Raw genomic sequence first — 19596 nt, forward strand, 5'->3', positions numbered from 1 at the left:
CACCAGGCACACACGTTCCCTGTGGTCGGCCGGTTCACGCAGAGCTGCCGGCCCGTCCTCCTGAACCGACCATGCGCTCGACCGCCGTCGTCGCCGCCGCCACAAACGCGGCGATCGCCGGATGGGCGCCGCCGCCCGCGCGGAAGGCGACCTTCGAGCGACGGAACAACGGCAGCTTCGTGAGCACCACGCCCGCGGGGCTCGGCACGGCGGCCATCTCCGGCACGAACCCGGCCCCTTGTCCGGCGGCGACCAGAGCCAGCACGGTGCGGAAGTCGTTGACCTGGTGGCGGATCCTGGGCTGGAACCCGGCGGCCTGGCAGGCGCGTACGGCCATGGCGTGACCGGTCGTGCCGTCCCGCGCGGTGATCCACGGAACCTCGGCGCAGGGCCCGAGCAGTGCTGCCAGCGTGTCCCCGTGGCCTTGGCCCTCGCCCTGGCCCCCGCCCTGGCCGGAGTTCGCGGTCGCGTCCGTGCTCGTGGCCTCGCTCCTGGCCCGGGTGACGAGGTACATCGGCTCTTCGAGCAGGGGCACCTCGTCCACGGTCGTATCGGGGGTCGCGGGTACGAAGTCGTAGTCGTGGACCAGGGCCACGTCCAGCTCACCGGCCCGCAGACCGTCGGAGACGCGCGCGGAGTCGATCTCCCGCACCATCGGTTCCAACGCGGGGTGGCGGCAGGCCAGTTCGGCCAGCGCGGCGGGAACGATGGTGTGGCCGCCGGAGGGGAACGTCCCGATCCGCAGCGGCCCGCCGATGCCGTCCCGCGCACCGGCCAGCTCGGCGACCGCCTGTTCGAGGCGGTTCAGCACGGCGTCCGCGTGCGCGACGAGGGAGCGGCCCGCGGGCGTGAGGATCACCCGCCTGCCGCTGCGTTCCAGCAGGGGCACGCCCGCCTCCCTTTCCAGCACCCCGAGCTGCTGGGAGACGGCGGACGCGGTGAAGGTCAGTGCTTCGGCCACGGCGGCGATGGTGCCCCGCCGGTCCAGTTCGCGGAGCAGATGAAGACGGCGCACATCAAGCATAAGTTCAGCTTAGGTGCGAAGCCAGAAAACAGAAATGGATCTACTGGGTGAGTGTGGGCCAGGGTGGACGCATGACGCCCGAACCGAACGTCAACGGCCTGTACGTCCCCCTGGTGACGCCGTTCACCGACGATCTGCGCCTGGCTCCCGACGCGCTGGCCCGACTCGCCGACGAGGCGCTGTCGGCCGGTGCCTCCGGTCTCGTCGCCCTCGGTACGACCGCCGAAACCGCCACGTTGAACGCGGAGGAGAGAGAGACGGTGGTACGCATCTGCTCGGCCGCCTGCCGGGCCCACGGGGCACCGCTCATCGTCGGGGTCGGCACCAACGACACCGCCGCCGCCATCACGTCGCTGCGAGAGCTGGCGGCTAAGGGGGACGTCGCCGCGGCGCTGGTTCCCGCGCCGCCGTACATCCGCCCCGGAGAGGCGGGGACCTTGGCGCACTTCACCGCGCTGTCCGAGCACGGCGGCCTCCCCCTGATCGTGTACGACATCCCCTACCGCACCGGGCAGACTCTCGGCGCCGGCACGATCGCCGCACTCGGCCGCCTGCCGGGCGTGGTCGGCATCAAGCACGCGACCGGCGTGATCGACCCGACCACCATGGAGTTGCTCGCCTCCCCCTGTCCGGTTTCGCCGTGCTCGGCGGTGACGACATCGTCCTCTCGCCGCTCGTCGCGGCGGGCGCCCACGGGGGGATCGTCGCGTCGGCCAATCTGCGTACCGCCGACTTCGCCGAGATGATCGCACTGTGGCGACGCGGTTCCGCCACGCCCGCCCGCGGTCTCGGAGCCGAGCTGGCCCGGCTGTCCGCCGCCCTCTTCACCGAACCGAACCCGACGGTGATCAAGGGAGTCCTGCACGCCCAGAACCGCATCCCCAGCCCGGCCGTCCGCATGCCGCTGCTGGCCGCCTCCGCCGACGCGGTCCGCCGAGCGACGCTCCTGGCCGGGAGCCGCGCGTGAAACACGGGAATTGGCTGCACACAGCCATCAAGCCGCGGTGCACGCCATTCCCCGCGGAACGCGTCCCTCACCGCATGAGGGAGGCCACGATCCGAACTCAGAAAGCACCCAGGCTTTCCGGACAGCCACAGGGGTGGCCCCGAGGTCTCGCATTGTGGTCGCTCTCTGGACTTGAGGGCCGGTCACTGTGTTTACATGCCGGTCATACTTCCGGTGTCAGCCGTGCCAGAAAGGGCTCCCTTGACCACGCGACCCGATACGAGGACAGCGCTGCCGGCGCTCTCACAGCTGCTCGCCGAGATCGAACACCGCAACCCGGCCCAGCCGGAGTTCCACCAGGCCGCCCGCGAGGTGCTGGAGTCCTTGGCGCCCGTCATCGCGGCCCGCCCCGAGTACGCCGAAGCCGGGCTGATCGAGCGGCTGTGCGAACCGGAGCGGCAGATCATCTTCCGGGTGCCGTGGCAGGACGACCACGGCCGCGTGCGCGTCAACCGGGGCTTCCGGGTGGAGTTCAACAGCGCGCTCGGCCCGTACAAGGGCGGCCTGCGCTTCCACCCGTCGGTGAACCTCGGCGTCATCAAGTTCCTGGGCTTCGAGCAGATCTTCAAGAACGCGCTGACGGGCCTCGGCATCGGCGGCGGCAAGGGCGGCAGCGACTTCGACCCGCGTGGCCGCAGCGACGCGGAAGTCATGCGTTTCTGCCAGTCGTTCATGACGGAGCTGTACCGGCACATCGGCGAGCACACGGACGTACCCGCGGGTGACATCGGCGTCGGCGGCCGCGAGATCGGCTACCTGTTCGGCCAGTACCGGCGCATCACCAACCGCTGGGAGGCGGGTGTCCTCACCGGCAAGGGTCAGACCTGGGGCGGCTCCCTGATCCGCCCGGAGGCGACCGGGTACGGCAACGTCCTCTTCACGGCGGCGATGCTGCGCGAGCGCGGCGAGACCGTGGAAGGCAGCACCGCGGTCGTCTCCGGCTCCGGGAACGTCGCCATCTACACCATCCAGAAGCTGGCGGAGCTCGGCGCCAACGCCGTGACCTGTTCGGACTCCTCCGGCTACGTGGTCGACGAGAAGGGCATCGACCTGGACCTCCTCAAGCAGGTCAAGGAGGTCGAACGCGCCCGCGTGGACACCTACGCCGAGCGCCGCGGCGCCTCGGCCCGCTTCGTGCCGGGCAGGCGGGTCTGGGAGGTACCGGCCGACATCGCGCTGCCGTCGGCCACGCAGAACGAGTTGGACGCCGACGACGCCGCCGCTCTGATCCGCAACGGCGTGAAGGCGGTCTCGGAGGGCGCCAACATGCCGACGACCCCCGAGGCCGTACGTCTGTTCCAGCAGGCGGGTGTCTCCTTCGGGCCCGGCAAGGCGGCCAACGCGGGCGGCGTCGCGGTCAGCGCGCTGGAGATGGCGCAGAACCACGCCCGTACGTCGTGGTCGGCGGAGCGCGTCGAGGAGGAGCTGGCGCGCATCATGAACGACATCCACCGCACGTGCCACGAGACCGCCGAGCGCTATGGCTCCCCCGGCGACTATGTGACGGGCGCGAACATCGCCGGCTTCGAGCGGGTGGCGGACGCGATGACGGCCCAGGGCGTCATCTGACCCGAGGCCCGGCCGCCGCGGCGAGCGGGGCACCCCTCACGCGCCCCGCTCCCGCCTCGCCGGCTGACTTCTCGACGGGGACGCCCAGCCGGTCGGCCACGGAGGTCAGTGCCGGTCCCAGCGGCAGCGCGACCCGGGTGACGGCGTGCCGGTCGCCGCGGGTGGCATCCCGGTTGACGATCACCACTGGCTTGCCGGCCTCGGCCGCCTGGCGGACGAACCGCAGCCCCGACATCACTGTCAGCGAGGAACCGAGGACGAGAAGCGACGCCGCCTCGCGGACCGCCGCGCGGCAGCGCTCGACCCGCTCGGGCGGCACCGTCTCGCCGAAGAAGACCACGTCCGGCTTGAGGGTGCCGCCGCAGAGCGTGCAGGGCAGGACGCGGAAGTCCTTGACCTGTTCGTCGGTGAGGTCGGCGTCGCCGTCCGGGTTGATGCCCGCGGCCACCGGCGCATAGCCCGGGTTGGCCTCTTCCAGCCGCTGGGCGAGCTCACGGCGCGGGCTGAGGGTGCCGCAGGACAGGCAGACGACCCGGCCCAGGCTTCCGTGGAGTTCCACGGCGTCCTCGCTGCCCGCGGCCTGGTGCAGGCCGTCGACGTTCTGGGTGATGACACCGGTGACCAGTCCGTGCCGCGCGAACGCGGTCACGGCACGGTGCCCGGCGTTGGGCCGGGCCCGGCCGAAGGTGCGCCAGCCGAGGTGGCTGCGTGCCCAGTACCGTCGCCGGGCCTCATGGTCGGCGGTGAACTCCTGGTAGGTCATCGGGGTGTGCCGGCTCAGGCTTCCGCCCTCGCCCCGGTAGTCAGGAATGCCCGACTCCGTGGAGATGCCGGCCCCGCTGAGCACCAGCACGCCGCCGGCGCCCAGCACATCGGCGACCGGCCCCGGATCCGTCGTACCCGGCGGCAGGTCCGCGTCAGGAGTCCAGCTCAGAGTAGGGCGCATACGCATGCCGCCAGGGTACGGAAGACCGGCGGCGCGATACCGGCGGTGTTCCGTACCCTGGCGGATGTGACGAACAGCGAACGGCGGACGGACCGGCGCCTGGAACGGGTCATCCTGGAGCTGCTGGAGCGTCGCGGCCCGACCGCGACGATCTGCCCCTCCGACGCCGCACGGGCGGTGTACGAAGGGGACGACGACGGCTGGCGCGCACTCATGGAACCGGCCCGCCGCGCCGCCCGCCGACTGGTCACGGCCGGCGCGGTGGAGATCACCCAGGGAGGCCGCCCCGTGCATCCGGCGGACGCCCGCGGCCCGATCCGCATCCGCCGCCGCGTCCGCTGACAGTTGCCCCCGGGCCGCTCAGGCGGTGGTGCGGAAGGGACCGGTGACCTCGTAGGTGATGCCGCCGGAGGAGCTGCCGGACGTACCGCGCTGGCTGGAGAAGTACAGCCGCTTGCCGTCGGGGGAGAAAGCCGGGCCGGTGATCTCGGAGCCGGACTGGCCGGTGATGCGCAGGAAGGGGGCCACGGTTTGGGCGGGGGTGATGACGCAGATCTCCATGTTGCCGCCGTCCTCGGCGACGAACAGGTCTCCCGAGGAGCTGCCGGTGACGTTGTCGACACCGGTCAGGGGCGCGCTGCCGTTGGTGACGAGGCTGTCGTCGTAGGCGAGTTCGTAGGTGCTGTCGCGCAGGTTGAGCCGCCAGACGCGGTTGTCGCCCTTGGTGGTGAACCAGACGGTGTCGGAGGCGTAGTGGCAGCCCTCGCCGCCGTTGAAGATCTTGGCGCGGGAGACCTGGTCGCGGGTGTAGGTGGGAGAGCCGTCGGGGTCGGGCACGTTCGTCCAGGTGAAGGAGCCGGAGGTGCCGCTACCGGCGACCAGTACCTGGAGGGTCCCGGAGGACAGGTCGCCCCAGGTGGTCGGGACGAACCGGTAGAAGCAGCCGTCGGACTCGTCCTCGGTCATGTAGATCACCTCGCGCACCGGGTCGGCGGCGGCCGCCTCGTGCTTGAACTGGCCCATCGCGGTGCGGCGGACGGCGGCCTTCGCGCCCCACGGGTCGGTCTCGTAGACGTAGCCTCGGCTGACTTCCTCGCACGACAGCCAGGTGTTCCACGGGGTGGCCCCACCCGCGCAGTTGTTACGTGTGTTGGACAGGACCCGGTAGGCACCCGTGACGGAACCGGAGGAGTCGAACGTGACGGCGCTCGCCCCGCCCCCGGTGCCGAGCTCGGAGTTGGACACGTATATCCAACCCGTACCGTCGGCGAAACAGGCACCGCCGTCGGGGGCGCCGTGCCACGTGTACGAGGTGCCGGTCACCGTCCGGCCCGAGCGGGCTATGACACGGCTGGTGAAACCGGACGGCAGCATGATGCCGTTGGCGTCGGCGGTCAGCAGACCACCGTAGGGGCCGGGGCCGTTCTGCGCCGGGGCCGCGTAGGCGGCGCCGTGCATGAGGGTGCCTCCGAAGACTGCGGCAGAGGTGCCGAACACCGCACCACGCAGGAAATTGCGACGGTCCACAGATACTCCTACACCGAGAAACGGACGATGAGTTGGCGGGCGTCGCCGACTGGTCACAGGGACCGTAGGGGCCCCGGCCGGAGAGGGGCAGGGACGAGTGAGCCAACTTTTCCCGGCGAACGGGTGCGCGGACGCGGTACGGAGGCTGCCGGTCCGGCACCAAATGAAATGTGCGGGAACGTTGGTGGCTTGAGTTGCGTGTGGCGTCCACGGGTGACGTGAGAGCGCGCCACGAGGCATCGTCGCAAACACGCCATTGGCGTCAGGCCCCCTTCCCCGTGTTCGGAGCGAGGGCAACAATCCTCAAGTGCCAGGCTCGGTACGCAGCGTGTACGGACTAACACTCCACGGGAGTGGTGTGCGCGCATGTGTCGCCATGTATGTCATGTGCATCGTTGTGAGGAGTGGTACATGGTCGCCCGTCATGACTACCCGGTGATCGATGCCGACAGCCACATCGTCCTTCCCGACTCCGATCGGTGGTGGCGCGGCAGGATCCCGGAGAAGTACGCCGCCTGGATGCCTCAGTACCGGGACGACGTGCTGGTCGCGGAGGGCCGTGTCATCGAGGGGCCGTCGGCGACCTTCCACGGCAAGCCCACGCAGGCCGCCTGGTTCGGCAGCTCCCAGGGAGCCACGTACACCCCGGGCAGCTGGCTGTTCGACGACCCGGCGACCGTGGAAGTGCTCGGCGCGCTGCGGCGCGGGGGCCTGGACCCGCAGGACCGGCTCGCCGCGATGGACCGCGAAGGGATATCGCAGGCCTACATTTTTCCCTCCAAGGTTCTTGGACTCCTGCCCGCCCTGCGCAGCTCCGCCTTCGCCTACGAGGTGACCAAGGCCTACAACGACTGGGCGGTCGAGTACTGCTCCGCGGAGGCGAGCCGGCTGCTGCCGGTCGCCGCGCTGCCCCAGCACGACCTCGTGCTCGCCGTCGACGAGGCGCGCAGGGCCCTCGACAACGGGGTGCGTACGGTGATCCTGCGGCCCAACACCGTGGCCGGGACGAACGTCGACGACCCGGTCTACGAAGCTCTCTGGGCATTCTGCGAGAGCCACGGAATGGCGGTCTGCTTCCACGAGGGATTCGGTGTCGCCCGCATTCCACGCATCGGGACGGAGCGTACGCACGACACCATGCAGGGCCATCTGGTGAGCCACACCTTCGAGCACATGGCGGCCGTCATGCTGCTCATCACGGGTGGGGTGATGGAGCGGTATCCCACTCTCAACTTCGCCTTCATGGAAACCGGCGCGGGCTGGGCCCCCTTCTGGCTGAACCGCATGGACGACCACGTCGAGCAGTTCTCCAAGGACCGCGAACCGCTGCCGGAGAAGCCCAGCACCTATTTCAAGCGGCAGTGTTATCTGGGCATCGAATCGGATGATCCGCTGCTGCCGATGCTCGTGGAACAGGGCCTGGAGGACAATTTGCTGTTCGCGAGCGACTTCCCGCACTTCGACGCCAAATTCCCCGGCGCGGTGACGGCGCTGGCCGACCGGGGCGACCTCGGCGACGCGGTGAAGCGGAAAATCCTGTGCGACAACGCCCGCCGGTTCTTCGGAACCGCCTGATGCGGTCGTCCCTCTCTCGACCCGCGGGTGGAGTCCGTCCTGTGCGCACTGGAAGCGCGTTCGCGCAAGGAGCGACAGGAGCTTGAGGCGCTGCGGGCGGCCGGCGGCACGGCGCTGCGCGAGCGCGCGGGGTCCTTCATGCTGGACGTGGGTCCGGAGGCCGGTCTCCTCCTGAACACTCTGGTCCGAGTGGCCGACGCCCGGACGGTGGTGGAGATCGGCGGTTCTGTGGGCTACTCCACGGTGTGGCTCGCGGAAGCGGTGCGCGCCACGGGCGGGCGGCTGTACTCGATCGAGGTCGACCGGCGCAAGCAGGACGAGCAGCGCGCGCAACTGACCGCGGCGGGCCTGGACGCCCATGTGGAACTGACCACCAGTGAAGCCCCGGAGCTGGTGCCGTCCCTTTCCGCCCCGGTGGATCTCGTACTGCTCGACCACTGGAAGGAGTTGTACGTCCGGGATTTCGACGCGTGCTGGCCGGCACTGCGCCGCGGAGGGGTGGTCGTGGCGGACAATATGCTGATGCCGCAGAAGAACGCGGAGGTCATCGCGGGTTATCGCCGCCATATCAGCGGGCTTCCCGACGCCCAGAGTCACCTGATCGCGGTGGGCGCCGGACTCGAAGTCACTACAAAGCGTGAAAAACTCCCCAGAACCTGAGGGGGTCGCCGCTGCGGACTCTAACCTCTCCTCGACACTGTTGGTTCCGAGGTAAAGGCCTGTGTGTGAAGATCGGCATCGAGTCAGAGCTGCCCGTCGTCGACGCCCGAGGCATGGCGGCCGACAAACGCTCCGTACAGCGCTTGTTCGAGCGGCTCGCCCGACAGGAGGGCTTCTCCACCTACTCCGACGCCGTGAGCGGGACCGTGGTGGGCGTCAAGTCCCCCGTGCCAACGGAACCCTGGACGTGGGCAACGACTACGGCTACTGCACGGTGGAGATGGCCCTCCCGCCGGAGGACGGCTTCGCCGCCGCCCGCGCGGCGTGGCACGACACGCTCGACTCCCTGCTGCTTCCCGCCATGGCGGCCGAAGGGCTGTCCGTCATGGCGCATGGCTGTCAGCCCCGTACGGAGACGCTCGGGCGGGAGTATCTGGCGGACAAGGGGCACTACCAGTTCTGGCTGGCGCAGGCGGAGCGGTTCCCCGGGCACTACGCCTCTGACGCGTGGCCGGGCTTCGCGGCCGTCCAGTTCAACATCGACGTACCGCTGCCCGACGTGATGACGGTGTGCAACACCCTGATCAACATGACGCCGCTGCTGTGCGCGTGGGGCGCGAACTCCGCGGTGTTCGGCGAACGCGTCCAGCCGTGGCAGTCGTTGCGGATGCGGGGCTACATGGAACTGTCGGAGTCGAATCCGTTCTTCGCCGACCGTCTGCTCTTCCCCCGCCGTTCCTACAGCGGCCTGGCGCAGTACATGCGGGACGCCTGGGCCACCTCCATCTTCGAGGTGACCAGGGCAGGCATGATCTACCGACCGGTGGCCCCGGAGCTGACCACAGCGGAGTTCGCCGCCGCGGGCGAGGCGGAGTTCGTCGACTTCCACGGCGCGAAGCGCACGCTGTCGTGCACGGTCGACGACCTGGCCGCCGGCCTCGTCTTCTACTGGCCCGCGGTGCGCGTCAGGATGCGGTTGGACGAGACGTGCGGCGTCGCGGAGATCCTCGCCGCGGTCGCGGCCGAGCGCCCCGAGTCCGTGCTGCGCGACGGCGGCCGCGGCACCTTCGTCGAGATCCGGCACCTGCCCACCATGAGCCGCCAGGAGACCTTCGCCTGGCTGGCCATGATCACGGGCTGGCTGGAGAACATCGAGCAGTGCGCGGAGCTCTTCAGCCCCTGGTCCCTCGATCGGTCACGCGCGGCCATGCCCCGGGTCCAGGCCCACGGATGGCACGCGGAGGTGGCCGGTGCCCCATTGACGCAGTGGGGGCAGCAGGCGTTCGCCGTCGCGGAGGAAGGACTCAGGCAGGGGAAGACCGTGCCCGCCGAGGAGCTGGAGCCGCTGGCCAGGCGTCTGAAGGACCGCACGAACCCCTCGGCGGACGCCACCGCGTGTCTGCGCGCCGAGGGAATCGAGGCGCTGGTCGAGAAGCTGAGGATGTGACGACGTGACAGAGCGATCCCCGTTACCCGCCGCGCCGCCCCGGCACGCGTACAACTTCTGTGCCGGGCCCGCGACCCTGCCCCGCCCGGTGGCGGAGCGGATACGCGAGGAGTTCGCGGCCCACGCGACGGACGGGGCCTCTGTCATCGAGATCAGCCACAAGGGGCCGCGGTTCACCGGCATCCTGGACACCGTGGAGGCGCTCTTCCGCCGGCTGTGCGCGCTTCCCGAGAACCACCGGCTGTTCTTCATGCACGGCGGGGCACGGATGCAGTGTTCTGCCGTGCCCCTCAACCTGATCGGCCGCTCCGCCGCCCGCACGGCCGGCTATGTGGAGACGGGGTTGTTCGCCCAGCAGGCGTGTCGTGAGGGGGCGCGGTACGGCGCCGTGAGAGCCGTCGCCAGCAGCGCGGCCACCTCATTCGACCGGATACCGGCCGTACGGGCGCGGGACTGTCCGCAGGACGCCGCGTTCATCCACCTCACCAGCAACAACACGGTGTACGGCACCCGGTGGACCGACTTCCCGCGCGACCTGCCCGCACCGCTGGTGGCCGATGCCACCAGCGACATCTTGTCCCGCAGACTCGACCACAGCCGGTTCGGCGTGGTGTACGCCGGGTTCCAGAAGAACCTGGGGCCCTCCAGCATGGCCCTGGTCACCGTCCGGGACGACCTGATCGGGCACGCGCTGCCCGCCACGCCGAGACTGCTCGACTACGCCGTCCAGGCCCGGACGCGCTCACTCGACAACACTCCCAACACCTTCGCCCTGTTCGTCCTGTCCTTGGTCCTGGAATGGGTCCGGGACCGGGGCGGTCTGGCCGCCGTCGAGCGAGGCAACGAGGCCAAGGCCGCGCTTCTTTACGAGGAACTCGACCGCTCCTCCTTCTACCGCCCGACGGCCGAGCCGGAGCACCGCTCCGTCACCAACGTCGTCTTCCGCCTCACCGACGAGTCCCTGACGGACGAGTTCGTGGCCCTGGCCGCGTCCGAGGGCCTCCTCGGTCTGGCCGGCCACCGCACGGTCGGCGGTGTCCGCGCCTCGGTCTACAACGGCATGCCGGAGGACGGTGTCCGGGCGCTGTGCGGCTTCCTGCGCGAGTTCGAGCGGGTGCGCGGCTGACGACAGGGCCCTGCGCCCGTTCCCGGGGCTCGGCGCACCGCGACGACGGTGACCGGCCGGAGCCCGGCCGGTCACCGTTTACCGTCAGAGTCCGGTCGGTTTGCGCAGGGTGAAGGCGTACCGGCCCAGACTGAAGAAGTACTCGCCCGCGGCGGCCAGTTCGCGCAGCTCGGCGCTCCAGGCCCGGGTCTGTTCCGCGCGGGCCCCGGGGTGATCGGCGAGGAACGCCTCGATGAAACCGACCTGCCAGTAGCTGTATCTTCCCGGGTCCAGCTCGCGGTCCACGAAGGTCAGCGTGGTCAGCGGCTCCTCCTCGAAGCCGGCCTTCCGCAGCCGTGGTCCCAGCTGCTGCGGGAGGCGCGGGTGGGCGACGTGGTCCTCCCAGAGTTCCAGAATCTCCCGCATCCGTCCGCGATCGGCCGAGCGCCACACCAGCGAGTCCCAGTCGGTGTCCAGGATCACCGCACGGCCACCGGGCCGCAGGACCCTGAAGAGTTCGCCAAGAGCACGTTCGATGTCCTCGACGTACTCGTAGACCTGCACCGCGACGGCCGCGTCGAAGCTCGCGTCCGGGAAGGGAATTTCCTCGGCGCGTCCGCTCCGCAGGTCGACCGATGCCGCCTCGGTGGCGGGAACGCACCGGTCCCGTGCCAGTTTCAGCATGGACTCGCTGATGTCGATGCCGTAGATCCGGCCTGTGGGACCGATGTCCCCGCGGAGTTCGGAGAGCAGATAGCCGGGCCCGCACCCGACGTCCAGCACCCGGCTCCCGGCCCGCACAGCGAGCTGACGACGCAGGTGCTCGCGCTGGGCGACCATGCTGGCGGTGTGCGCCTCCGTGTCGGCCTCTGTCGCCCGGTCCCCGTCGAAACGCAGCAGCCCGGTCATGAGAGGGGGCCTGACGCGAGAGCGGTGCCGGAGGGCCGGGGCTCCGCGGGCGGGGTGGCGGCCAGCCACTCCCGGGCCCGGTCGAGGCAGAGATCGGTGAGCTCCCGTGCCTCACCGAGATAGCGGCCGGGGTCGAGCAGGGCGTCCACGTCGGCGGCGCGGAGCCAGGTGGTGACGGTGGCGTCCGCCAGCAGGCAGTCCCGCAGCCGTTTGCCGTCGCTCTGGGCCCGTTGGCTCAGCTCGTACACGAGGGAGTGCGCGCTCTGCCGGCCGATCGACGGGGTCAGGGCCAGCATCACCGCCTCCGTACAGAGGGACTCGGCCATGGCCCGCGCGTTCGCGGCCATTCGGGCGCTGTCGACCCGCAGGCCGGCCAGCACCTCGTTCAGCGTGTCCAGCGCGGCCAGTGTGTAGTGCGAGACGTCCGCGACCGCGACCCACTCCATACGGAGGCCGCGCGAGTCCCGTTCGTGTTCCTGCACCATGCTCTCGATCCCGAGGGCGGCATGCGAGCGGGCGAGCCGGGCCAGCAACACCACTTGGGCGGAACGCTCCGGATTGCGTTTGTGCGGCATCGTGCTGCTTCCCACCCTGCCGTACCGCCAGCCCTCGGACACCTCGCCGACCTCCGGCCGCGACAGCACCCGTATCTCATCGGCGATACGCGCCAGCGTGCCCGTGAGCATCGCCAGCACGGTCCCGAACTCGGCCACCCGGTCCCGGGCGGCATGCCAGCCGACCGCGGGCACACCCAGGTCCAGTTCCGCGGCGAACAGCTCCAGCAGCTCGCGGCCCCGACCGCCGAAGCCCGCCATGGTGCCGACGCCGCCGGACAGCTGGGCCGTCAGGACCCGGGGCCGTAACTGCCCCAGCCGCTCCGCGTGCCGCAGCAGTTCGTCCAGCCAGCCGGCGACCTTGAGCCCGAACGTGATCGGTAGCGCCGGCTGTCCGTGCGTGCGCCCCGACATCAGACTCTCCCGGTGTTCCCCGGCGATGCCGGCCAGGACCTCCGCCATGGTCCGCACCCCGGCGTCCACCTCCGCGAGAACCTCGCGCATCTCCAGGGACTGCGCGGTGTCCTGGATGTCCTGGGTCGTCGCCCCGAGATGCACCATCTCCCCCGACGCGTCCTCGCACGCCGCCTCCAGACCGCGCAGCAGCGGCACCAGCGAGTGGCCGGTGAGGCGGAACTCGGGCGCCAGAGCGGCAAGGTCGACGCGGCCGGGCTCGCAGGCACGGGCCACCTGCGCCGCCGTGCCGGGCGCGATCATCGCCAGCCGCTCCTGGCACGCCGCCAGCGCCGCCTCCACGCGCAGCCAGCGCCGCAGTCGGCACTCGTCGCAGAAGATCCGCCGGCTCACCGGCGTCGCATAACCCCCGCCGTGGAAGAGGGAGTCGGTGATGTGGGCGCGCTGATGGCCGCACGGCTCGCGCAGCTCGTCCGTAGGGGACGTGCCGGTCTCGAGGTGGTGGTTCGGAACGTGCTGGTTCGGAACGTGCTGGTTCGGAACGTGCTGGTTCGAAATAGCCATGAATCCTCGTATCCCAGAGGTTTGCCAGCTTTCCCGTCAGAACCGATCGACACCAGCATGCCCATCTCCGGCGTGCGCCATGGCAACGGAGCCCCGTCGCGTCCCTGAGAGAATCGATCAGCTTGGGGCGTAGCCGAGAGCGCGGCCGACGTTCCTCGGTGTGGTCCCGGGTGAACAGGAGGTAGCAGTTACGTTCGGCCATCCAGTGACCGGCTGCCTGTCGGCCCGTCAGCATGGCTGTGCAGCGGCAAGCACAGAACGCGGCCGAGTGCTGTGAGCCAAGGAGCGAAGTCGCCTCTGTTCAGCGGAGAGCCCCCTGCTTCGAACTGGGAGGACACAGGAAACATGGGAAAGAGCGCCAAGGAAGCGTTATCGACCGCAGGCGGATTACTGCTGGCGGCCGGCTGCCTCACGGTGGGCGCCACCACTACCGCCAGTGCCGCGGGGACAGGAACACAAGGCGAGGCGCGCGTCCACGGGTGCCCGGACAACCCGAAGTCCTACACCAAGGCCGAAGGCCAGCGGTACAGCGGCGTCGTCGCGGTCTGCTGCAAACGCAGTTCCGGCGGCGACGTATGCCAGAGCTCCTACAAGCTCATGCCCGGAGGGCGGTGGAACGTCATCGCGACGCACGTCGCCAATGGCACTCAGTTCTCCTTCGGCTTCAGGTCGACAGCGCGTTCCACCGGTCAGTGGGCTGCCTGACACGACGCCCCGTCCCCTGAGTCGTGAAGAACGCTCGCCAGTCCGGGGATTGCCCGGCGACGGCATCGCCTCGGAGCGATGCCGTCGCCGGGCACACCATCTACGTGGGGTTTCGGCCCAATCGGCACGATATGCGGGCGGCGGCGCCTGCGCCGAACGCGCCAGGCCAGTCATAGCCCTTCCTGCCGTTGAGCAGTTCCCGGACGATGTCCGCGTGCCCCGCGTGCCGCCCCGTCTCCTCGACGAGGTGGATCAACATCCAGCGGAGGTGGGCGCTGCCGGAGCGGAAGTCGGGGTGGCGGCCGACGTCGTCCAGGGAGGCCGCGGCGACGATCTCGTTGCTGCGGGCGCACTGGGCCTCGTACTCCGCCAGGAGCTCCGCGAGCGGGCGGCCGTCGGTGTGCCAGTCGGCGTCCTCGCTCGACTCGTCGAACGACGGGTTCTGCTTCTCATCGCCGCCGAGGAACAGCACTGCCAGCCACGTGTGCTCGGTCCAGCGCATGTGGGAGATGAGCCCGGCCATGGTCATGACCGGTGAGGTCCAGGTACACGTGCTCCGCCGGATCGCTGACCCCGGTCAAGGGCGCGGCCCCCAACCGGCCCCCAGCCGGCCCCAACAATGATCAAGGGCCGGTTTTCGGATGTCTCCGAAAACCGGCCCTGACCTGCGACTGTCTCCAGTCGGGACGACAGGATTTGAACCTGCGACCCCTTGACCCCCAGTCAAGTGCGCTACCAAGCTGCGCCACGTCCCGTTGCCCGTGTGACCTGGTGTTTCCCCTTGGCCGAACGCGCACGGAAACAATACCGCACTCCGACCGGTGATCGCTCACCCCTTTCGCCCGCCGGCCACCCCTTGACCTCAAGTGCGCTTGAGGTCGCACGCTTCTCGCATGACGACGACCACGGAACGCGCATACGGATACGCCGACCTGCCCCGTCTCATGGGGCTCATGACGGGGGACGAGAAGCACGGGCCCGCCGCGACCTCGACGCTGGACGCCCTCTGGGTGCTCTACGACCGCGTGCTCCGCGTCACACCGGGACGGGCCGACGACCCCACACGCGACCGGTTCCTGCTGTCCAAGGGGCACGGGCCCATGGCCTACTACGCCGTCCTCGCCGCCAAGGGCTTCGTGCCCGTCGAGTGGCTGGAGGGGTTCGGGGCGTACGACTCTCCGCTCGGGCACCACCCGGACCGGCTGCTGGTGCCCGGGGCGGAGATCGGCAGCGGGTCCCTCGGGCACGGGCTGCCGATCGGCGTGGGGACAGCGCTCGGGCTGAAGGCACAGGGCCTCACCGAGCCCCGCGTCTGGGTGCTCGTCGGGGACGCGGAGATGGACGAGGGCAGCAATCACGAGGCCGTCGCCTACGCGGGGCCGGCCTCGAACAGCTGCACGTCCTGGTGATCGACAACGCCTCGGCCAGTTACGCCAGGCCCGGCGGGATCACCGCCCGCTTCGAAGCCGCCGGATGGTCCACCGAGACCGTCGACGGGCGGGATCACGACGCGCTGTACGCGGCCTTCACCGCACCGCATCCGGGACGGCCGCGCGTGGTGGTCGCCCGGGCCGAGCCCAAGGAGTTCTCGGGCGAGCCCCAGAGCGCGTGAGCCGGACCGGCGGCGCCCCCTATACCCACCCCGTACCTTCGGAAGGACCGTTCTGTCATGGACACCATGCGTGACCGCTTCGCCCCCGTCGTCTCGCGGCTGCTGGACGAGGATCCGCGCGTCGCCGTCGTCCTCGCCGAGATCGGCAGGGACGCCTTCGCGGAGGCGATGCGCAAGCACCCGGACCGGGTGATCAACGTGGGAATCAGGGAGCAGCTGCTCGTCGGGGCGGGCGCGGGGCTCGCGCTCGCGGGGCTGCGGCCCGTGGTGCACACCTTCGCGAGTTTCCTGGTGGAGCGGCCCTTCGAGCAGATCAAGCTCGACTTCGGGCACCAGGGCCTCGGTGGCGTTCTCGTGAGCGCCGCGGCGTCCTTCGACTGGCCCGCCGGGGGCTTCACGCACATGTCGCCCGGCGATGTCGCGCTGCTCGACACCCTCGATGGCTGGACCGTGCAGGTACCGGGCCACCCCGATGAGGCCGAGACGCTCCTGCGGCACGCCGTCGCGGCGGGCGACGACAAGGTGTACGTACGCCTGTCCGTGCAGTCCAACGGGCGAGCGCTGCCCGTGGACGGTGAGCGGTTCCTCACCGTGCGTGAAGGGCGGGGCGGTGTGGTGGTCGCCGTCGGGCCGCTGCTGGACCAGGTCCTCGCCGCGACGGAGGGGCTCGATGTGAGCGTGCTCTACGCCACCACCGTGCGGCCCTTCGACGCGCGGGCGCTGCGCCGGGCCGCCGGAGACGCGGACTCCGCCGACGTCGTGGTCGTCGAGCCGTACCTCGCCGGGACCTCGACCGGGGCGGTGAACGACGCGCTCGCCGACCTGCCGCACCGTGTGCTCGGCCTGGGCGTGGGCCGCCGCGAGCTGCGCCGCTACGGTCAGGTCGAGGAGCATCTGGCCGCCCACGGCCTCGACGCGGGGTCGCTGCGCGGGCGGATCAGCGGCTTCCTGGGCGAGCGGGCTTCCGTACGTACGTCGTGATATGCCGACGTGGCCTCACTCCGGGGCCGGGACTCCCAACTCGGGGTGTTCCTCCAGGAGACGGGGCGGCGCGGCCTGGCGCCAGGAGTCGGCCAGGATGTCGGTGAGCTCCTCCTTGTCCAGCGCCGCGAGGCGCACCCGCACCCACGCGGAGCTCGCCTCGTGCGCGGCGACCCAGAACTTGTCCGGCTCGGCGAGGACCAGTTCGTCCCGCTCGGCCTTCGGGCAGCGCACCGCGATCGACGTCTCGTCGTCCGGGACGGTCACGAACATCTTTCCGGAGACACGGAACGTGGGCATGCTCCACGCGATCTTCTCCACCGTGTCCGGCAGGGCGAGGGCGATGCGGCGCACGTCATCGGAGGTGACGCGGGCCCGGGATCTGGACTTCGACATGGCACGAACCGTAGCCAACACCACTGACAGGCGCGGACTCACCGGCCGGGCTCAGAGCACCCGCTTGTCCAGCCACGCCGTGAGGTCCTCCTGGACCTCGTCCCGGTTGGTCTCGTTGAGGATCTCGTGGCGCGCCTCGGGGTAGCCCTTCCACGTCAGGTCCTCCACGCCCACGTACCGGAAGTCCTCCAGGAGTTCGTGGACCAGTGTCATCCGCTGGTTGCACGGGTCCTGTTCGCCGACCGCGACGTGGATCGGCAGATCGGCGGGGACACGGGCGAGGTTGCGCGGGTCGTTGATCTTGCGCACGGCGCGCACCCAGTCCAGGCAGAGCCCCGCGGAGAAGGCGAAGCCGCAGCGCTCGTCGGCGACGTACGCGTCGACCTCGGCCTCGTCCCTGGAGAGCCACTCGAAGCCGGTGCGGCGGGGGTAGGGGTCGTTGAACGAGGCGAAGAGGTCGGGGACGTACGAGGAGATCGCGGCGCGGCCCCGCTCGGCGACCTCGCGCTCCAGGCGGGCGATAGCCCCGTCCAGTTCGGCGCCCGGCAGTGAGCGGAACGTGCCGGAGAGGATCACGCCCGCGAGGCCGTCCGCGTACTCCTGGGCGTAGTCCCGCGCGAGCATCGAGCCGAGGCTGTGTCCCAGGAGGAAGAACGGCGCCCCGGGGTGCAGGGTGCGGACCTGGTCGCCGATGGCCTTGAGGTCGTCGACGATCGCCCGCCAGCTGTCGGCATCCGAGGCATCCGAGGTACCTGAGGCATCCGAGGCGCCGTCCGGTCCGGAGGTCACGCCGTAGCCGCCGGTGGCCTGCGCGGTCGCGCCGTGGCCGCGGTGGTCGGAGGCCACCACGCCGTAGCCGTGCGCGGTCAGGTGGCGGGCGAAGCGGTCGTAGCGCAGGGCGTGTTCGGCGGCACCGTGGGCGATCTGGACGTAGGCGCGCGGCCTGCCGTCGGCGGGCAGCCAGGTGTACGTGGCGACGGGCACGCCGTCCGCCGCGTTGAGCAGTCCTGCCGTGTAGGTGGCGCTCGGGGTGGTGGCCGTGTCGTCGGGGTGGTCGGGGTGGTCGGGCATCGCGCGGGCTCCCTGGGTGGTTTCCTGCGGGCGGACGGCTTGCTTCGGGGTCCTTCGGGGTTCCTTGGGGTTCCTTGGGCGGTGGTTCCTGGGGCTCAGCCTCCCCCACGTGCGGTGCGTCATGCGGACCACTCGCCCAACCGGCTCCGCGTCCGGTCGACGGCACCAGCCTGTACGACATCCTCCTCACGGAGACCGATCCGGAGCTGGTCGGCTTCGAACTGGACCTGAACTGGGCGGTGAAGGGCGGCGCGGATCCGGCGACGTACTTCCGGCGTCATCCGCGCCGTTTCCCCGCGCTTCACGTCAAGGGCATGGCGGCCGACGGCGGCTTCGCCGACGTGGGGTCGGGGACGCTCGACTTCGCCGCGATGTTCGCGCACGCGCGCGTGGACGGCGTCCGGCAGAGGCTGGTCGAGCACGACAGCCCGGCGGATCCGTTCGCGACGGCGCGCCACAGCTACGGCTGCTTGGCGGCGCTGCGGTATTGAGCGCGGCCTCCAGGGTGTGGCCGGGTGGGCCGCTGGGTCCGTCGCGTCATCGGGGATGGTCCCGGCCGGAGAGGGCGCGGGCCAGGCCCCCCGGCCCGCCCGCGGAGGGTGGACCCTCAGCTTGGCGATCTCGGCGATCTCGGCGGTCGCGGGCGGTCCGGACTGCGAGGCCGCCGGAGTGGACCGCCGCGGCGAGTCAGCGCCACCGGGCGGCCGGCTCGGCGCGCTCCAGACCGGCGAGGAAGCCGAGCGAGGCGTCACCGCGCACCGTGTCGACGAGCAGGTCGCCCAGCCCGTCCGGCTGGTCCAGGAGCCGGGCGGCGTCGAGTCGGGTGACGGCGTCCTGGCCGACGGGAGCCGAAACCCTCTTCACGGCTTCACGGCTTCACGGCTTCCCGGCTTCACGGCTTCACCACCACGAGCGCGTACCGCACGGCCTGCTCCCCCACGCAGCGGAAGCGTGACGCGCCCCACAGCCGGAAGCGCAGGCAGTCGCCGGTGCGCAAGGTGTGCGCGTCCCCCTGCACCGTGACCTCCAGGGAGCCTTCGAGCACCCAGATGTGCTGCTCCAGGCCGGGCACGGCCGGCCGGTCGTACGCGATGTCGGCGCCCGGCTGTAGTCGGGCCTCGACCAGTTCGCCGCGCATCCCGATGTGCGGCGGAGACACGGACCAGCGCATGAACCCCGCCTCGTCGTCCGCCCAGACCGCCTGGTCGACGGCGGGCACCAGCTGCGCGGGCTCGCCCTCCACCTCGCTCAGGAGCTGCGACATGGTCCGTTCATAGACGGCGCAGAGGCGGTTCAGGAGGGCGGCGGTGGGGCTGATCTCCGCGCGCTCGGCCCGGGACAGGGTGGAGCGGCTGATCCCGCTCAGTTCGGCCAACTCACCCAGGGACCAGCCGCGTTCGGCGCGCAGTTCGGACAGCCGGGCGGCCAGGCGAGCATCGACTCCTTCATGTTCCATATTTGGCACGCTATCCCGCATACGGGATGACGGCAATCGCGATCCTCCCCTCCGACCTGTCTCTGTGATCTGATC

The 19596-nt window shown here is 70.5% G+C and carries 19 protein-coding genes, 1 tRNA gene and 3 pseudogenes; 12 read left to right on the forward strand and 11 right to left on the reverse strand.

Annotation, left to right across the window (positions count from 1 at the left end):
- Window positions 1-34: 34 nt before the first annotated feature.
- Window positions 35-1024, reverse strand: coding sequence for a LysR family transcriptional regulator (locus tag ACOBQB_RS03385; RefSeq protein ID WP_423588655.1), 990 nt, complete (start codon window positions 1022-1024; stop codon window positions 35-37).
- 71 nt (window positions 1025-1095) lie between these two features.
- On the opposite strand from ACOBQB_RS03385, the gene ACOBQB_RS03390 reads away from it, so the two are divergent.
- From ACOBQB_RS03390 to gdhA, 3 genes are all read left to right on the forward strand, one after another.
- Entirely contained in the window at window positions 1096-1770 is a 675-nt protein-coding gene (locus ACOBQB_RS03390) for a dihydrodipicolinate synthase family protein (RefSeq protein WP_423588657.1), read from the forward strand.
- A complete protein-coding gene (locus tag ACOBQB_RS03395; protein WP_423588658.1) occupies window positions 1665-1991 on the forward strand; it encodes a dihydrodipicolinate synthase family protein in 327 nt (108 codons plus the stop codon). Before ACOBQB_RS03390 ends, ACOBQB_RS03395 begins: the two co-directional genes overlap by 106 nt.
- A 240-nt stretch (window positions 1992-2231) precedes the next feature.
- The gene (gene gdhA, locus ACOBQB_RS03400) at window positions 2232-3599 is read left to right on the forward strand and encodes an NADP-specific glutamate dehydrogenase (RefSeq protein ID WP_423588660.1); all 1368 of its coding nucleotides are present in this window, start codon (window positions 2232-2234) and stop codon (window positions 3597-3599) included.
- Here gdhA and ACOBQB_RS03405 read toward each other — a convergent pair.
- Window positions 3592-4551, reverse strand: coding sequence for an NAD-dependent protein deacetylase (locus tag ACOBQB_RS03405; protein WP_423588661.1), 960 nt, complete (start codon window positions 4549-4551; stop codon window positions 3592-3594). The two genes, gdhA and ACOBQB_RS03405, sit on opposite strands and share 8 nt — an antisense overlap.
- A 60-nt stretch (window positions 4552-4611) precedes the next feature.
- Between ACOBQB_RS03405 and ACOBQB_RS03410 the strand changes: the two genes are divergently transcribed.
- Entirely contained in the window at window positions 4612-4887 is a 276-nt protein-coding gene (locus ACOBQB_RS03410; RefSeq protein WP_423588663.1) for a DUF3253 domain-containing protein, read from the forward strand.
- Between the two features lie 18 nt (window positions 4888-4905).
- Here ACOBQB_RS03410 and ACOBQB_RS03415 read toward each other — a convergent pair whose 3' ends face one another.
- The gene (locus ACOBQB_RS03415) at window positions 4906-6072 is read right to left on the reverse strand and encodes an alkaline phosphatase PhoX (RefSeq protein ID WP_423588664.1); all 1167 of its coding nucleotides are present in this window, start codon (window positions 6070-6072) and stop codon (window positions 4906-4908) included.
- A gap of 411 nt (window positions 6073-6483) precedes the next feature.
- Here ACOBQB_RS03415 and ACOBQB_RS03420 point away from each other — a divergent pair, with 411 nt between their 5' ends.
- The 4 genes from ACOBQB_RS03420 to serC all read left to right on the forward strand — a co-directional run bounded on the left by ACOBQB_RS03420 (window position 6484) and on the right by serC (window position 10880).
- On the forward strand, window positions 6484-7647 hold the full coding sequence (locus tag ACOBQB_RS03420; protein ID WP_423588666.1) for an amidohydrolase family protein: 1164 nt from the start codon (window positions 6484-6486) through the stop codon (window positions 7645-7647).
- A gap of 27 nt (window positions 7648-7674) precedes the next feature.
- On the forward strand, window positions 7675-8307 hold the full coding sequence (locus ACOBQB_RS03425) for an O-methyltransferase (RefSeq protein ID WP_423588667.1): 633 nt from the start codon (window positions 7675-7677) through the stop codon (window positions 8305-8307).
- Window positions 8308-8554: 247 nt separating this feature from the next.
- Window positions 8555-9754, forward strand: coding sequence for a glutamate-cysteine ligase family protein (locus ACOBQB_RS03430; RefSeq protein WP_423588668.1), 1200 nt, complete (start codon window positions 8555-8557; stop codon window positions 9752-9754).
- Between the two features lie 4 nt (window positions 9755-9758).
- Window positions 9759-10880, forward strand: coding sequence for a 3-phosphoserine/phosphohydroxythreonine transaminase (serC, locus tag ACOBQB_RS03435; RefSeq protein WP_423588669.1), 1122 nt, complete (start codon window positions 9759-9761; stop codon window positions 10878-10880).
- Window positions 10881-10964: 84 nt separating this feature from the next.
- On the opposite strand, the gene ACOBQB_RS03440 is transcribed toward serC, so the two are convergent.
- Both ACOBQB_RS03440 and ACOBQB_RS03445 read right to left on the reverse strand, forming a co-directional pair.
- On the reverse strand, window positions 10965-11768 hold the full coding sequence (locus tag ACOBQB_RS03440; RefSeq protein ID WP_423588671.1) for a methyltransferase domain-containing protein: 804 nt from the start codon (window positions 11766-11768) through the stop codon (window positions 10965-10967).
- Window positions 11765-13300, reverse strand: coding sequence for a class-II fumarase/aspartase family protein (locus tag ACOBQB_RS03445; protein ID WP_423588673.1), 1536 nt, complete (start codon window positions 13298-13300; stop codon window positions 11765-11767). The genes ACOBQB_RS03440 and ACOBQB_RS03445 overlap by 4 nt, the downstream gene beginning before the upstream one ends.
- Before the next feature lie 345 nt (window positions 13301-13645).
- Here ACOBQB_RS03445 and ACOBQB_RS03450 point away from each other — a divergent pair, with 345 nt between their 5' ends.
- Entirely contained in the window at window positions 13646-14005 is a 360-nt protein-coding gene (locus tag ACOBQB_RS03450) for a hypothetical protein (protein ID WP_423588675.1), read from the forward strand.
- Window positions 14006-14177: 172 nt separating this feature from the next.
- Here ACOBQB_RS03450 and ACOBQB_RS03455 read toward each other — a convergent pair.
- Both ACOBQB_RS03455 and ACOBQB_RS03460 read right to left on the reverse strand, forming a co-directional pair.
- Window positions 14178-14546, reverse strand: a pseudogene (locus ACOBQB_RS03455) (DinB family protein); the annotation flags it as partial.
- A gap of 140 nt (window positions 14547-14686) precedes the next feature.
- Window positions 14687-14760, reverse strand: a tRNA-Pro gene (locus tag ACOBQB_RS03460).
- Between the two features lie 138 nt (window positions 14761-14898).
- Between ACOBQB_RS03460 and ACOBQB_RS03465 the strand changes: the two are divergent.
- Window positions 14899-15617 (forward strand): annotated as a pseudogene (locus ACOBQB_RS03465) (transketolase).
- A 57-nt stretch (window positions 15618-15674) separates the two neighbouring features.
- A complete protein-coding gene (locus tag ACOBQB_RS03470; protein WP_423588676.1) occupies window positions 15675-16598 on the forward strand; it encodes a transketolase family protein in 924 nt (307 codons plus the stop codon).
- A gap of 15 nt (window positions 16599-16613) precedes the next feature.
- Here the strand turns inward: ACOBQB_RS03470 and ACOBQB_RS03475 are convergent, their stop codons facing one another.
- Both ACOBQB_RS03475 and ACOBQB_RS03480 read right to left on the reverse strand, forming a co-directional pair.
- On the reverse strand, window positions 16614-16994 hold the full coding sequence (locus tag ACOBQB_RS03475) for an MmcQ/YjbR family DNA-binding protein (protein WP_423588678.1): 381 nt from the start codon (window positions 16992-16994) through the stop codon (window positions 16614-16616).
- A 51-nt stretch (window positions 16995-17045) separates the two neighbouring features.
- Entirely contained in the window at window positions 17046-18065 is a 1020-nt protein-coding gene (locus ACOBQB_RS03480) for an alpha/beta fold hydrolase (RefSeq protein ID WP_423588680.1), read from the reverse strand.
- A 155-nt stretch (window positions 18066-18220) separates the two neighbouring features.
- Here ACOBQB_RS03480 and ACOBQB_RS03485 point away from each other — a divergent pair.
- Window positions 18221-18556: pseudogene (locus tag ACOBQB_RS03485) on the forward strand (sugar phosphate isomerase/epimerase family protein); the annotation flags it as partial.
- A gap of 196 nt (window positions 18557-18752) precedes the next feature.
- On the opposite strand, the gene ACOBQB_RS03490 reads toward ACOBQB_RS03485, so the two are convergent.
- Window positions 18753-18929 carry a hypothetical protein gene (locus ACOBQB_RS03490; RefSeq protein WP_423588681.1) on the reverse strand — a complete coding sequence of 59 codons (177 nt, stop codon included), beginning with the start codon at window positions 18927-18929 and terminating at the stop codon, window positions 18753-18755.
- A 28-nt stretch (window positions 18930-18957) separates the two neighbouring features.
- A complete protein-coding gene (locus ACOBQB_RS03495) occupies window positions 18958-19521 on the reverse strand; it encodes a helix-turn-helix domain-containing protein (protein WP_423588683.1) in 564 nt (187 codons plus the stop codon).
- Window positions 19522-19596 lie beyond the last annotated feature (75 nt).

This window comes from Streptomyces sp. G5(2025), from assembly GCF_049542075.1.
In the GTDB taxonomy this organism is placed as follows: Bacteria; Actinomycetota; Actinomycetes; order Streptomycetales; family Streptomycetaceae; genus Streptomyces.

What these genes read in the sequence shown, in the direction of transcription:
- ACOBQB_RS03440 (WP_423588671.1), bottom strand. Translation starts at nt 11,768, where the DNA reads ATGACCGGGCTGCTGCGTTTCGACGGGGACCGGGCGACAGAGGCCGAC.
- ACOBQB_RS03480 (WP_423588680.1), bottom strand. Translation starts at nt 18,065, where the DNA reads ATGCCCGACCACCCCGACCACCCCGACGACACGGCCACCACCCCGAGC.
- ACOBQB_RS03495 (WP_423588683.1), bottom strand. Translation starts at nt 19,521, where the DNA reads ATGGAACATGAAGGAGTCGATGCTCGCCTGGCCGCCCGGCTGTCCGAA.
- ACOBQB_RS03445 (WP_423588673.1), bottom strand. Translation starts at nt 13,300, where the DNA reads ATGGCTATTTCGAACCAGCACGTTCCGAACCAGCACGTTCCGAACCAG.
- ACOBQB_RS03475 (WP_423588678.1), bottom strand. Translation starts at nt 16,994, where the DNA reads ATGTCGAAGTCCAGATCCCGGGCCCGCGTCACCTCCGATGACGTGCGC.
- ACOBQB_RS03385 (WP_423588655.1), bottom strand. Translation starts at nt 1,024, where the DNA reads ATGCTTGATGTGCGCCGTCTTCATCTGCTCCGCGAACTGGACCGGCGG.
- ACOBQB_RS03390 (WP_423588657.1), top strand. Translation starts at nt 1,096, where the DNA reads ATGACGCCCGAACCGAACGTCAACGGCCTGTACGTCCCCCTGGTGACG.
- ACOBQB_RS03405 (WP_423588661.1), bottom strand. Translation starts at nt 4,551, where the DNA reads ATGCGTATGCGCCCTACTCTGAGCTGGACTCCTGACGCGGACCTGCCG.
- ACOBQB_RS03420 (WP_423588666.1), top strand. Translation starts at nt 6,484, where the DNA reads ATGGTCGCCCGTCATGACTACCCGGTGATCGATGCCGACAGCCACATC.
- ACOBQB_RS03470 (WP_423588676.1), top strand. Translation starts at nt 15,675, where the DNA reads ATGGACACCATGCGTGACCGCTTCGCCCCCGTCGTCTCGCGGCTGCTG.
- ACOBQB_RS03450 (WP_423588675.1), top strand. Translation starts at nt 13,646, where the DNA reads ATGGGAAAGAGCGCCAAGGAAGCGTTATCGACCGCAGGCGGATTACTG.